Source organism: Streptomyces sp. NPDC005485, from assembly GCF_040606085.1.
In the GTDB taxonomy this organism is placed as follows: domain Bacteria; phylum Actinomycetota; class Actinomycetes; order Streptomycetales; family Streptomycetaceae; genus Streptomyces.
Map to the genome: position 1 here is coordinate 1 of NZ_JBEXDZ010000022.1, position 12991 is coordinate 12991.

A 12991-nucleotide genomic window follows, 5' to 3' on the forward strand; every position below is an offset into this window, starting at 1 on the left:
GTGTTAGCGGGCGTCCGGCGGGGAGAGGGGTTTTTTGAAAGACCTGTGCGGGACTTTCAAAACACCCCCTGGGCCGCCCACGCCGCCCCCGTAAGCTCAGCTGCCCGCCAGCAGCTCGTCCGCGTCCATGATCCGGTAGGCGTAGCCCTGTTCGGCCAGGAAGCGCTGGCGATGGGCGGCGAAGTCCTGGTCGATGGTGTCGCGCGCGACGACGGAGTAGAAGTGCGCCTGGTGGCCGTCGGCCTTGGGCCGCAGCACCCGTCCCAGCCGCTGAGCCTCCTCCTGCCGCGACCCGAACGTGCCCGACACCTGGATGGCGACGGTCGCCTCCGGCAGGTCGATGGAGAAGTTCGCGACCTTGGACACGACCAGCACGCTGATCTCGCCCTCCCGGAACGCGTCGAAGAGCTTCTCGCGCTGGGCGTTGGGCGTCTCGCCCTTGATCACGGGTGCGTTCAGGTGCTCGCCCAGCTCGTCGAGCTGGTCGATGTACTGCCCGATGACAAGGGTCTGCTGCCCCGCGAACTTCTTCACCAGCGCCTCGGTCACCTTCCGCTTGGTCGCGGTGGTGGCGCAGAAGCGGTACTTCTCCTCGGTCTCGGCGGTGGCGTACGCGAGCCGCTCGGACTCGGTGAGATTCACCCGGACCTCGACACAGTCGGCGGGCGCGATATAGCCCTGCGCCTCGATCTCCTTCCACGGCGCGTCGAACCGCTTGGGTCCGATGAGCGAGAAGACGTCCGACTCGCGCCCGTCCTCGCGCACCAGCGTCGCCGTCAGCCCCAGCCGCCGCCGGGCCTGCAGATCGGCGGTGAACTTGAAGACCGGCGCGGGCAGCAGGTGCACCTCGTCGTAGACGATGAGCCCCCAGTCCCGGGAGTCGAACAGCTCCAGGTGCGGGTAGACGCCCTTCCGCCGGGTCGTCAGCACCTGGTACGTGGCGATGGTGACCGGGCGGATCTCCTTCTTCGTCCCGCTGTACTCGCCGATCTCCTCCTCGGTCAGCGACGTCCGCTTCACCAGCTCGTGCTTCCACTGACGGGCGGAGACGGTGTTGGTGACCAGGATGAGGGTGGTCGCCTTGGCCTGCGCCATGGACCCGGCGCCGACGAGGGTCTTCCCCGCGCCGCAGGGCAGCACCACGACCCCGGACCCGCCGTGCCAGAAGTTCTCCACGGCCTGCTTCTGGTAGGGACGCAGCGCCCAGCCGTCCTCGGCCAGCTCGATCGGGTGCGCCTCGCCGTCGACGTACCCCGCGAGGTCCTCGGCGGGCCAGCCCAGCTTGAGCAGCGTCTGCTTGATCTGCCCGCGCTCGGAGGGGTGCACGGCGACGGTGTCGGCGTCGATACGGGCCCCGACGAGCGGCGCGACCCGCTTGGAGCGCAGGATCTCCTCCAGCACGGGCCGGTCGGTGGTCGTCAGCACGAGGCCGTGCGTCGGGTGCTTGCTGAGGGTCAGCCGGCCGTAGCGGTCCATCGTCTCGGCGATGTCCACGAGGAGGGCGTGCGGTACGGGGTAGCGGCTGTACTGCACGAGCGCGTCCACGACCTGCTCCGCGTCGTGGCCCGCGGCGCGCGCGTTCCACAGCCCGAGCGGCGTCACCCGGTAGGTGTGGATGTGCTCCGGCGCCCGCTCCAGCTCGGCGAACGGCGCGATCACCCGACGGCACGCGTCGGCCTGCTCGTGGTCGACTTCCAGGAGCAGGGTCTTGTCCGACTGGACGATGAGCGGTCCGTTCACGTACGTATCCCTTCCGCACGGGCCAAACCTCCAGTGTGCCGTATCCGGGGGCGGGGCGGGGTCAGAGCTCCACGGGGGTCGTCTTCCACCAGGTGACCAGGGCCGAGGCGTCCGGGTCCTCGGCGACGACCGCGACGAGCTGGTCGTCGAAGGACCAGGCGATGCGGTAGACGCTGTCCGTCCAGTAGCAGGACACGTTGCCGGTCTCGACGCCGTCGTGGTTCCAGAGGTCCGAGTAGTTCTTGTACGTCTCGCAGGTGCCCGTCTCGGAGACCGTGAACTGCGACCTCGTCCCGACCACCCACTCACGCAGGCCGTCGGCGTCGTCGAAGGAGAGGATGAGCGGGTCCCTCTCCGGGCCCCCGGCCGAGGCGCAGTTGACGGCCACCGAGGCGTAGGCGCCGGGTGCGGCGTGGTAGCAGCCGGAGAGGTCGCCGCCGGTGACCCGGGCGGCCAGATCCTGTTCGGCGGTGCTCAGGCCGGAGTCGTCCGGTGAGTCGTCGTCGGCGGGTTGCGGAGCGGTCGACGTGGGGTGTTCCGGAGGCTTGCTCTTGGGTCCGGGGTCCGGCGCCGTGGTCCTCGGCCGGGAGGTCGTGACGCCCGGCACGGTCGGCGTGTGGGATGCGGCCGGGTCGTGCCTGAGCATCGGAGGCAGCGTCGCCGCCAGCACGGCGCCGACGGCGGTGATCAGCGCCGCCCAGATCGGAATCCACACCGCCCTCCGATGCCCGCCTCCGCCTCCGCCCCCGCCGCTGCCTCCGCCCCCGCCACTGCCCGGTCCCGGATCGCTCATCACGGCTCCGCCCCCTGCCGTCCCCCGATGACGCAAACGCATCCGTGCGTATGCGCTCAAACCGGGATAGCACAGGAAGCCGTGATCGATACAGCCGCTTTGTCTCTTTTCCGGTCCAGCCCGGAAACAGGCTCAGGCCCTAGTCGTCGGCGAGCTCCGCCACGCCCGTCACCCGGTGCAGCGGATACGTGCGGACCTCGTCCGCCGTGTGGTCGTACGCCGTCACGAAGCCGCCCTCGACGCGGATGGGGGCGATCACGCGCTGGCTGGCGGCGCCCTCGGCGTTGACGTAGCCGATCCAGACGGCCTCGCCGGTGAGGACGGCGGCCTGCATGGTGGCGAGGGTCTCGGCGGAGCTTGTGCGGGGGAGGTTGCCGTTGCCGGCGGGGGTCGCGTCGGCGGACGGCTTGCGCGGGGCCGTGGAGGCCAGGTCACCGGCGCGGATGGCGCGGAGCGCGGCGCTCAGGAGCGTGCCGTCGGGCGTCGGCGGGCCGTCCGGGACGGGCTCGGGGGCGGTGCGCGGCGGCGTGCGGTGGGCGTGCGCCCGGGTGATCAGTACGTCACCCTGCGCGGACTCGGCGGCGGGCGCGAACCCCATCGCGCGCAGACCGTCGAGCAGCGCACCCGGGTCGGCCTGGGCGGCGAGGACGGTGGGCGCGAGGCGGCGCAGGCGCAGCCCCTGGGAGCGCTTGTCGGCGAGGATCTCGTTCAGCAGGGAGTCGTCGTCGCAGCGGACGTACGCCGAGGCCGCCCCGATCCGCAGATGGCCGTGCTTGCGGGCCACGTCGTCGATCAGATAGGCGAGCGGCTGCGGGACGGGCGTGCGCGAGTGTGCGTTCAGGAAGGCGTGCAGGTCGGACGCCGAGCGCCCGGCGTCCAGCGCCCGCCGTACCGACCCCGGCGTGAACCGGTACACCGTCGCGCCCCCCTTCGACTCGACGTCCGCGAGCACGCCGAGGACCTCGGCGAGGGGCCGCTCCAGAGGGCCCGGCGCGACCGCGGTGAGGTCCGCCTGGAGGAGGACGTGGTCGAGGGGGTCGGGGAGAAGCGGGGCGAGCAGCCGGGCCGCCCGCGCGGCGGCCAGGGCCTGCTCGGCGGGGGTGCGGGGCACCTCGCCGGGGAGCGGGGCGGGGTGGTGGTGCCTGGGGACGGGGAGTTTGTCGCCGGGACCGGCGGCGGGGGCCGCCGGTCGGGGGTCGGGGCCGGGTGCTCCCAGCAGTGCCCGGCCGTGCGAGGACAGCGCGCCCCGGCCGGTCACGCCCAGCGACTCGGCCTCGGACAGGGTCCAGCGGGCGAGGCGGGCGCGCAGGTCGTCACCGGCGTCGGCGGTCGTGGCGGGGGACTGGCCGGGGCCGCGCAGGGGGTGTTCCCAGCGCAGCCGGGCCAGAACGGAGTTCGGGGTGGCGGCGGCGCCCTCCGGGAGGCTCGCCAGGAGCGCGAGGACACGGTGGCGGACCTCGGGAGCCGCCGAGCGGTCCAGACCCGGGCCGAGCGCCGACAACGTACGGTCCTTCGTGTCCCGCCCGCCGATCAGGCCCGCCGTGCGGGTCGCCGCCAGCCAGGCCGCGGCGAGCCGCGTCCAGCGCTCGGCGGGGGGCAGCTCCAGCCACTCGTCGTACGCGGGGGTCGCCGCGTACCGCTCGTCGGCGTCGCCGTCCGATGCCAACAGGCCTGCCGCGTAGGCGAGTTCGACCCAGAACGCGGCGACCGGCTCCGACACGTCCAGTGCCACCGCGGTCCGCTTCAGATCACGCACGCTGAGCCCGCCCGCGCGCAGCACGGCCGGACCGCCCTCGTGCCAGTCCTTCAGCAGCTCCTCGACCGTCGCGAGCGCCGTGTACGCCTGGCCGGCCGCCGACGCGTCCACAACCTGTGGACGGTACGTCGCCGCGGGCTCGACGGACGGCGCCACCGGCTCCGTCTCCCGGTGCGCGCGGCCCGCCCGCAGGTGCAGGGCGACCTCGCGGGGCAGTACGACCGTGCCGGGCGCGGTCGGCAGCAGCAGCCCGCGGTCGATCAGCCAGCGCAGATGGCGCGCCGGGTCCGCCGTCACCTGGCCGTACGGCGGCCCCCAGACCAGCCGCGCCAGCACGTCCACCGCCTCCGGGGGCGCGCCGTCCAGCAGCTTCGCCATCCGCCGACGGTCCCTGAACAGGCCGGTCAGCGACGCCACCGCCGACACCGCGTCGTGCGTCGTCGTCAGCCCGGCCGCGGCCACGATCTCCTGGATACGGCCCGGCGACATGCCCGCCGTCGCCTCCGCCACCGTCGGCCCGAGGCCCGTCGGGGACGGGTGCTGCGGCGACGGCGCCAGCAGCTCCCGGGCCGTGCGGACAAGGCGCAGACGGTCGTCCGCGCCCCAGACGAGGGCCTGCTCGCGGAGCGTGCCGAGAGCGCGGGGGAACGCCGCCCCCACCGCCGGGTCGGCGTCGTCGCCCGCCATCAGGCCGAGCAGTTCGCCGTACGTCGCCGGGTCCGCGGCCACGGCGAGCGCCTCCGCCGTCTGCAGGGCGAACCGGTCCAGCCGCTCCAGGGCCCGGACGACCGACGCGCGGGTACCCGCGCGGGTCGCGAGCTGCGTGAGGTCCGTGGGGACGGGGGTGATGAGGTCCGGGCGGCTGCGCAGAAGAGCCGACAGCGAGGCGTCGTCCCGCGCGCGGAGGGCTTCCGCCAGGGAACGCGGCGCGTTCCCCGCGCCCGCGGGATCCGTCGGGGCCTGCTCGTCGGTACTCATCCGCTCCACGGTAGCGGGTGGGGGGCCGCTGCCGGCCGCTGTGGGCAATCGTTCCGCCGGGCGGGACAGGTGGCCGCAGCCGTCGGCGCCGGGTGCCGTTCGTGACGAAGGTCCCCGCAAACGGGGCCGGACGGGGGCGGGTCGCGCAGCCCCGTGCCCCCGCCGCGAGGGGAGCCTCACGCGGTACCGTCAGGGAACGGGGGGAATCAACGTGGCGGCCCCGGAGGGGACTTCGTGGGGATTGAGAGCGATCAGCTCGTCTTCGACTATCTGAGCCGGGTCGGAGACCTCGCTCAGCAGCGGCAGCTGCCGTCCGCGACACGGATGCGGCTGGTGTCGGAGCTGCGCAACGAGATCGACCGGCGCCGGTCGAAGACACCCGTCGACAGCCCCGCCGCGGTCCGCCGTATCCTCGCCCGCCTCGGCTCGCCGGACGAGATCGTCACCGCCGCGGGCGGCACCGCCGGGCCCGCGTCGGAACCCCGGGCCACCGTGCCCACCCAGCGCGCCGACGAACCGGGCAGCCGGCCCAAGGGCTTGCGCCGCGTCGTCCCGAGGCCGCGCCCCGCGGAGGCGGACCCCGTGGAGTCCTCCCGTGACATCCCCTCCCCGCCGCACCTCGCGGGGACCCACGAACTCGGCGACAGCGCCGCGCAACCGGACTGGTGGCGGCTGGACGACAGCCCCTTCGGTGTCGGCGACAGCGTCCCCGGCTTCGTCGGAGGCGTCGAGATCCCCGAGATACTCAAACCGCCGCCCCCACCGGAGAAGGCCGAGCCGCCCGCCGACGAGGACGACCGGGACAGCCGCGTCGAACGCGGCGTCGCACCGGGCGTCGAAGCCGACGCCGAACCCGGGCTCCGAACCCGCCGTTTCCGCCTCCGGCTGCGCCCCGGCGCCGGCTGGAGCAACCCGCTCCTCCTGCTCGCCGCCGCGCTCCTGGTCGCGGGTGCCGTCCTCGGCAACCCGATCGCGCTCGGCTTCGGCTGGGTCATCGCCTACGCCTCGCGCCGGCTGAGCGTCGCCGAGTCGAAGTGGGCGGTGCTCGGTCTGCCCGGGCTGGCCGCGACGGCCGGGATCGTCTGGCTGTGGGGGAGGCAGGACGGCCGCTGGGGCGACCCCATCGCCGAGGGGCACATGAGCGACGCGATCTCCGAGACCTGGCCGTGGGTCCTGCGCGGCGCGGCGACCGCCTCCGCCCTGTACCTGATCTGGCGCTCCCAGCGGCAGCGCTGAGCGATCACCCCACGAGGGTCCGGATGCAGGAACAAGGGCCGGGATAGGTGCTGGGCACAATGAACCCATGACATCGCGCGCGCTGACCGTCGGCTTCGACCTCGACATGACCCTGATCGACTCCCGCCCCGGCATACACGCCTGTTACCAGGCGCTTTCCGCGCAGACCGGGACGTACATCGACTGCGACCTGGCGGTGACCCGGCTCGGGCCGCCGCTGGAGGAGGAGCTCGTGAACTGGTTCCCGGCCGAGCGGATCGCCGACATCGCCACCCTCTACCGTGCGATGTACCCCACACACGCCATCACCGGCACGCTCGCGCTGCCCGGCGCCCGCGAGGCCGTCGCGGCGGTGCAGGCGGCGGGCGGCCGCGCCGTCGTCGTCACCGCCAAGTACGAGCCGAACGCCAAACTGCACCTGGAACACCTGCGCATCGACGCCGACGCGGTCGTCGGCAACCTGTGGGCCGAGCGCAAGGCGGAGGCGCTGCGCGCGCACGGGGCGAGCGTCTACGTCGGCGACCACACCGGCGACGTACGCGGAGCCCGCACCGCCGAGGCGTACTCCGTCGCCGTGGCCACCGGCCCCTGCGACGCGGCGGAACTGCGCGCGGCGGGCGCGGACGTCGTCCTCACGGACCTGACCCAGTTCCCGGCGTGGCTGGAGGATTACACCCGCTAGGTGCGGGTCCCTAGGAACGGGCCGTCGTACGGGCGCGGCGGCGGCCCGCGGCGATCGACCGGAGCACCCCCGCCCCCGCGAGCAGGAAGCCGACGCCCATCAGCATGCTCAGTCCGAACATGTATGTCGGAAAGGGCGTCGCGTCGAGCAGCAGCGGGGCCACGGTGACCAGTGTGGCCACGGCGCCGAGGAAGAAGACGACGGCACCGGCACGGATCAGCCGGTCACCGGGTTCGACGGAATTCGCTTGGGTTTTGTCACGCACCCGACCAGGGTAGTTCCCTGCCCGAAGGAACAATCCGGCGACGCCTTGTCACCGGCCCCCGGACCATTAGCCTTGGTACCGGCGGGTCCGACGACCCGCTGCAGTGCTGTCCGGAGCCGTTTCCGGACAGTTCCTCCCGCAGTTTCAGAGCAGTTTCCGACGAGTACGAGGACGAGGACAGACGTGCCTACCGGCAAGGTCAAATGGTTCAACAGCGAGAAGGGCTTCGGCTTTCTCTCCCGCGACGACGGCGGCGACGTCTTCGTCCATTCCTCGGTCCTGCCCGCCGGAGTCGAAGTTCTCAAGCCCGGTCAGCGGGTGGAGTTCGGCGTGGTCGCCGGCCAACGCGGTGACCAGGCACTCTCGGTGGTCCTGCTGGACCCGACCCCCTCGGTGGCGGCCGCGCAGCGCCGCAAGCCGGACGAACTGGCGTCCATCGTCCAGGACTTGACGACGCTTCTCGAAAACATCACGCCAATGCTGGAGCGGGGCCGCTACCCCGAGAAGGCCTCCGGCAAGAAGATCGCGGGCCTGCTGCGCGCGGTCGCCGACCAGTTGGACGTCTAGCCGGGAAAACTACGGGAAATCGAGCGCATTCGGGCCGAGGGGCGGCACCAGCCCCTCGGCCGCCGCACGCGTGAGCAGTCCCCGGATGGCGGCGTAGCCGTCCACGCCCAGGTCGGCGGTGAACTCGTTGACGTACAGGCCGATGTGCTGGTCGGCGACGCTCGGGTCCATTTCCTGGGCGTGTTCGAGGACGTAGGGGCGCGAGGCCTCCGGGTCGTCCCACGCCATGCGCACCGACGTGCGGGCGGCCTCGGCCAGCGCCGTCAGCCGCTCCCGTCCCAGGGACCGCTTGGCGATGATCGCGCCGAGCGGAATGGGCAGCCCGGTCGTCCGCTCCCAGTGCTCGCCCAGGTCGGCGAGCTTGTGCAGCCCGTAGTTCTGGTACGTGAACCGGGCCTCGTGGATGACGAGTCCGGCGTCGACCTTCCCGTCCCGCACGGCCGGCATGATCTCGTGGAACGGCATGACCACGATCTCCCCGACCCCGCCGGGCACGGTGTCCGCGGCCCAGAGCCGGAAGAGCATGTAGGCGGTCGACCTCTCGCTCGGCACGGCGACCGTACGGCCGGCGAGGTCCGCGCCCGCCTCCCGCGTCAGCACCAGGGGGCCGCAGCCCCGCCCCAGCGCGCCGCCGCAGGGCAGCAGCGCGTAGGTGTCGAGGACGTACGGCAGCACGGCGTACGACACCTTCAGCACGTCGAACTCACCGCGCTCCGCCATGCCGTTGGTGATGTCGATGTCCGCGAACTCGACGTCCAGCGCGGGCGCGCCGGGCACCCGGCCGTGCGCCCACGCGTCGAAGACGAACGTGTCGTTGGGGCACGGCGAATACGCGATCCGCACGGGCTCGGTGTCAGTGAGGGGGCTCATATGGGTTCCAACTCTCCAGTACGGGCGCGAGCTTCCCGAATGCCTCGGTGAGTGCCGCGAAGGCCTCGCCGATGCGCCAGGCGGCGCGGTCACGCGGACCGACGGGGTTGGACACCGCGCGCAGTTCCAGCACGGGCACCCCGTGCGCGGCGGCCGCCTCGGCCACCCCGAACCCCTCCATCGCCTCCGCGACGGCGAGCGGATGGCGGGCCCGCAGTGCGGCGGCGCGCTCGGCGGTGCCGGTCACGGTGGAGACGGTCAGTACGGCGCCGGCACGCGCTCCGGTGGCGGCGGCGACCTCCCGTACGAGTGCATTCGGCGGACGGTGGCTGACGGTCCCGAACCCGAGCGCGGTCACGGGCACGAACCCGTCCGCGGTGTCGGCGCCGAGATCGGCCACGGTGATGTCGTCGGCGACCACGAGGGAGCCCACGGGCGCTTCGGGCGCGAAGCCGCCGGCGATCCCCGCGCACACCACGAGGCCGTACGGCGTGCCCGACAGGGCGGCCGCCGTGAGGGCGCCGGCGGTGGACGCGGCGGCGAGCGCGGGCCCCACTCCGGCGGCCAGCAGGTCCCAGCCGCCCGTCCGGTGCAGCGTGGTCCCGGGCAGCGGCACCTCGACGACCGGACCGGCGAACGCCCGAGCCACCGCGTCCCGTTCGGGCGGGACGGCGGTGGCTACGAGGATGCGCACGGGTACGGGCACAGGCACGGCAGGGACCGGGGGCGGATCAGGCGTCCGCGTTCTCGAGCTTGAAGTTCCACACGCCGTTGAACTTCGTGCCGGCCTTGTTCTGCTGGACGATGCTGATGTACAGCGTCTTCGGGGCGGCCTGGCCCTGCTGGTCGGCGAAGAGGTCGACGCCCTCGAAGGCGTAGTACGTCTTCTTGTACGGGTTGGTGGCCTGCTGCCCGTTGATCCACAGGGCCCAGCCGTCGTCCGCGATCTTCGGGTCGACACCGATGCGCAGCGTCTCGCCCTGCGAGACCTTGATCGTCTCGGACGCCTTCTTGCGGGCGCACGCGGTGGCCTTGGCACGGCCGAGGTCGTCGCCGTCGTCGTAGCACTTCGCCTCGGCGCTCACCGAGTTCTTGCCGACCGTCACCGTGGCGCGCGGGGTCGGCTTGTCGCAGGCCGACAGGACGAGGAGTCCGGCGCTGACGGCACCGGCGGCAGCCAAGGCGCGACGGCGGCGCGCAGAGACCCGGTTCGATAGCGCCTGCGGCGCGGGCTGTGAGGTCATGCGCGCAGGCTATCGGGCGCCCGCGGTGCCACCCCCACGTGGGGTACGGCGTGCCGTGAGGTCACGCCACCCGGGCGTGTCCCGTCCCCCCGTGGCGGGCCGCGGCGAGCAGCCCGCGGACCGTGGTGAGCCACCCCACGGCGACGATCGCGGCGGCCACCGAGAGGCCCAGCGGGCCGTTGAGGGGAAGCGCGATACCGATCCCGCCGCCCAGCACCCACGCCACCTGGAGCAGCGTCTCGGAGCGCGCGAAGGCCGACGTACGCACCAGTTCGGGCACGTCCCGCTGGATCAGGGCGTCCAGCGACAGCTTGGCGAGGGCCTGCGAGAACCCGGCGACCGCCGTCAGACAGGCCACCAGGAAAGCCCCGAAGAAGATCGCCGCCGTGATCGCCGCGCCCAGCACGAACGCCATCACCGTCACGACGATGATCTCCGGAGCGCGCGACTTCAGCGCCGCCCCCACCGCCGTGCCCAGCGCGTTGCCCACGCCCGCCGAGACGCCCACTATCCCGAGGGAGACCGCCGCGCTCGCGCCCGAGAGCGGGTGCTCGCGCAGCAGGAAGGCAAGGAAGAAGATCAGGAACCCGGACAGGCAGCGCAGGGCCGCGTTGGCGGCGAGCGTGTGCGTGACCGCCGTACCGACCGTCCGCAGCCCGGGGCGCTTCTGCGATTTCCGGTGCGGCCCGTGCAGATGCTCCTCGTCCGCGGCGAGCAGCGCCCGGTCCTCACCCTTGGCGGAGTCGACCTTCGGCGGCAGCGAGAACGACAGGAACATCCCCGCGACGAAGATCGCGAAGGCGCCGTAGAGCGGATAGCGCGGGCCGAGCGACTGCAGCCCCGCTCCGATCGGCGCCGCGATCCCGGTGGCCAGCAGCCCGCCGAGCGTCACTCTGGAGTTCGCCTTCACCAGAGAGAATTTGGGTGGCAGCAGCCGCGGTACGACCGCACTGCGCACGACGCCGTACGCCTTCGAGGCGACCAGCACCCCGAGCGCGGCCGGGTAGAGCTGGATGCTTCCCGTCACCACCGCGCTGGAGAGGATCAGCGCCAGCAGCGCCCGCGCCAGCATCGCGGCGGCCATCGCGGCCCGGCGGCCGTGCGGGAGGCGGTCGAGGAGCGGGCCGATGACGGGGGCCAGCAGTGTGAAGGGCGCCATCGTGATGCCGAGGTAGAGCGCGACGCGGCCGCGGGCCTCGTCGGTCGGCACGGAGAAGAACACCGTCGACGCGAGGGCGACGGTGATCATCACGTCCCCCGCGCCGTTCACCGCGTGCAGCTCGATCAGTTTCCCGAGCCCCGACTCACCCGCTCCGTGCGCATGTGTCGCCTTGCGGATGCCGCGCGCCGTGCCGGTCACCGGGAAGTGCAGGGCACGGCCGACCGCACGGACCGACCCGCTCATCCGGCCCGCTCCGCTGTTCCGGCTGTTCCCCTTGGCTCCACCGATTCCGGTGGCTCCCTGGGGCGACCTCGCGCCTGCCACTCCGCCATAGTGCCCCGATAACGGCGTAGGTAGTGCACTTACCGCGTGTCTAGGGGCCGAGTGGCGTCGCCGAGCGAGGGAAAACACGGCGCGAAGCGCCGAAACGTCCGCCTCCAGGCATCGGAAAGGCAACGGCAGCGCACGCCGGTGTGGGCCCAGGGGCCAGGAGAAGGTAGCGTGCGTAACGCGCCCGCGGCGGTTGTTCTCGGCCGCGCGCCTCTCGGCCATCCCGCAGAATGGATGGCGTAGGTGCGCCCGAGTGCGATCGGGGCGCGGACGTCGACGCGGCCCACCGGTCCGCTCCGTCCGCACCCCCGCCGAGGAATGGCGCACCCGTGAGACGGCGTAGGAGAGAAGCGATACCTGTGAGCGCAGCGACAACGCGAAGCCGCACCCCTGACCGCCTGTGTGCAGAGGCAGTCGACCTGGCGCGCACCGCAGCCGAGGAGGCTGCCGCACCCGGCGTGGTCGGCGAGCACGTGGGGCTGGTCTCCGAAGGGGACCGAGTTGTCACGCACTACTTCGAGTGCAAGGAACTCGGCTACCGGGGCTGGCGCTGGGCCGTGACGGTCGCCCGCGCCTCCCGCGCGAAGATCGTCACCCTCGACGAGACGGTGCTGCTGCCCGGCTCCGACGCCCTGCTCGCCCCCGAATGGGTGCCGTGGAGCGAGCGGCTGCGGCCCGGGGACATGGGACCCGGCGACCTGCTGCCGACCGACGCGGAGGATCTGCGGCTGGAGCCCGGGTACTCCGGAGAGGACGAGCCCGCGCCGAACTCCGCGGTCTCCGAGGACATGGCCGAGCTGGTGGAGGCGGAGGACGCGGAGGTCACCGCGGGGACGCCCGCGAGCCTGCCCATCGCGCCGCGCCGCGGTTCGATCGCGGCCGTCGCCGAGGAACTGGGCCTGCGCCGTGCCCGTGTGCTGTCCCGGTACGGGCTGCATGTGGCGGCCGACCGGTGGGAGGAGTCGTACGGCCCCAAGTCCGCGATGGCCCAGGCGGCGCCCGCGACGTGCGTCAGTTGTGGGTTCCTCAATCCGATCAGGGGCTCGCTCGGGCAGGCGTTCGGTGTCTGCGCGAACGAGTTCTCACCGGCGGACGGCCGGGTGGTCTCCCTCTCCTACGGCTGTGGCGGGCACTCGGAGGCAGCGGTCATGCCGACGCCTCCGCGGCCGGCCCCTCCGGTGATCGACGAAACCCGAGTGGACCCCTTCCCCCTCCGGCCCTCCCCGGACTCCGGCTCGGTCACGCTGACGGACGACTCCTCCGCGGAACTCGGGCACTCGTAGCCGGCGGAGCCTCGTCACTGCGGGCAATCGTGCCGCCAGGGGCGGCACGGGTGGGCGCAGCGGCACCCCGTGAACGCCGGGCTGC

General features: G+C 73.0%; 12 protein-coding genes. 4 read left to right on the plus strand and 8 right to left on the minus strand.

All coding sequences use genetic code 11. From position 1 onward, the window contains the following. Positions 1-96: 96 nt before the first annotated feature. From ABZS97_RS10415 to ABZS97_RS10425, 3 genes are all read right to left on the minus strand, one after another. Positions 97-1740, minus strand: a complete 1644-nt coding sequence (locus tag ABZS97_RS10415; protein ID WP_356135817.1) for a DNA repair helicase XPB — start codon at positions 1738-1740, stop codon at positions 97-99. 61 nt (positions 1741-1801) lie between these two features. Continuing rightward, the gene (locus ABZS97_RS10420) at positions 1802-2533 is read right to left on the minus strand and encodes a hypothetical protein (RefSeq protein WP_356135819.1); all 732 of its coding nucleotides are present in this window, start codon (positions 2531-2533) and stop codon (positions 1802-1804) included. A 139-nt stretch (positions 2534-2672) separates the two neighbouring features. Further along, on the minus strand, positions 2673-5267 hold the full coding sequence (locus tag ABZS97_RS10425) for a helicase C-terminal domain-containing protein (protein ID WP_356135821.1): 2595 nt from the start codon (positions 5265-5267) through the stop codon (positions 2673-2675). Between the two features lie 234 nt (positions 5268-5501). On the opposite strand from ABZS97_RS10425, the gene ABZS97_RS10430 reads away from it, so the two are divergent. Beyond that, positions 5502-6503 (plus strand): hypothetical protein, encoded by a 1002-nt coding sequence (locus ABZS97_RS10430; protein WP_356135823.1) that lies wholly within the window; start codon positions 5502-5504, stop codon positions 6501-6503. 67 nt (positions 6504-6570) lie between these two features. Then, positions 6571-7185 (plus strand): haloacid dehalogenase-like hydrolase, encoded by a 615-nt coding sequence (locus ABZS97_RS10435; RefSeq protein ID WP_356135825.1) that lies wholly within the window; start codon positions 6571-6573, stop codon positions 7183-7185. Positions 7186-7195: 10 nt separating this feature from the next. Here ABZS97_RS10435 and ABZS97_RS10440 read toward each other — a convergent pair whose 3' ends face one another. Next, positions 7196-7450 carry a hypothetical protein gene (locus ABZS97_RS10440; protein ID WP_356135827.1) on the minus strand — a complete coding sequence of 85 codons (255 nt, stop codon included), beginning with the start codon at positions 7448-7450 and terminating at the stop codon, positions 7196-7198. Between the two features lie 183 nt (positions 7451-7633). Between ABZS97_RS10440 and ABZS97_RS10445 the strand changes: the two genes are divergently transcribed. Continuing rightward, the gene (locus ABZS97_RS10445; protein WP_356135829.1) at positions 7634-8017 is read left to right on the plus strand and encodes a cold-shock protein; all 384 of its coding nucleotides are present in this window, start codon (positions 7634-7636) and stop codon (positions 8015-8017) included. Between the two features lie 9 nt (positions 8018-8026). On the opposite strand, the gene ABZS97_RS10450 is transcribed toward ABZS97_RS10445, so the two are convergent. The 4 genes from ABZS97_RS10450 to ABZS97_RS10465 form a co-directional block, all read right to left on the minus strand. Continuing rightward, positions 8027-8887 (minus strand): 1,4-dihydroxy-6-naphthoate synthase, encoded by an 861-nt coding sequence (locus tag ABZS97_RS10450; RefSeq protein ID WP_356135831.1) that lies wholly within the window; start codon positions 8885-8887, stop codon positions 8027-8029. Further along, positions 8871-9581 (minus strand): futalosine hydrolase, encoded by a 711-nt coding sequence (locus ABZS97_RS10455; RefSeq protein ID WP_356135953.1) that lies wholly within the window; start codon positions 9579-9581, stop codon positions 8871-8873. The genes ABZS97_RS10450 and ABZS97_RS10455 overlap by 17 nt, the downstream gene beginning before the upstream one ends. Before the next feature lie 37 nt (positions 9582-9618). Further along, positions 9619-10131 (minus strand): hypothetical protein, encoded by a 513-nt coding sequence (locus tag ABZS97_RS10460; protein WP_356135833.1) that lies wholly within the window; start codon positions 10129-10131, stop codon positions 9619-9621. A gap of 61 nt (positions 10132-10192) precedes the next feature. Continuing rightward, complete coding sequence (locus ABZS97_RS10465; RefSeq protein WP_356135837.1) at positions 10193-11617, minus strand: MFS transporter; 1425 nt, start codon at positions 11615-11617, stop codon at positions 10193-10195. A 365-nt stretch (positions 11618-11982) separates the two neighbouring features. Between ABZS97_RS10465 and ABZS97_RS10470 the strand changes: the two genes are divergently transcribed. Then, complete coding sequence (locus ABZS97_RS10470; protein WP_356135839.1) at positions 11983-12906, plus strand: DUF3027 domain-containing protein; 924 nt, start codon at positions 11983-11985, stop codon at positions 12904-12906. Positions 12907-12991: the final 85 nt, after the last annotated feature.

What these genes read in the sequence shown, in the direction of transcription:
- ABZS97_RS10420 (WP_356135819.1), bottom strand. Translation starts at nt 2,533, where the DNA reads ATGAGCGATCCGGGACCGGGCAGTGGCGGGGGCGGAGGCAGCGGCGGG.
- ABZS97_RS10425 (WP_356135821.1), bottom strand. Translation starts at nt 5,267, where the DNA reads ATGAGTACCGACGAGCAGGCCCCGACGGATCCCGCGGGCGCGGGGAAC.
- ABZS97_RS10435 (WP_356135825.1), top strand. Translation starts at nt 6,571, where the DNA reads ATGACATCGCGCGCGCTGACCGTCGGCTTCGACCTCGACATGACCCTG.
- ABZS97_RS10450 (WP_356135831.1), bottom strand. Translation starts at nt 8,887, where the DNA reads ATGAGCCCCCTCACTGACACCGAGCCCGTGCGGATCGCGTATTCGCCG.
- ABZS97_RS10460 (WP_356135833.1), bottom strand. Translation starts at nt 10,131, where the DNA reads ATGACCTCACAGCCCGCGCCGCAGGCGCTATCGAACCGGGTCTCTGCG.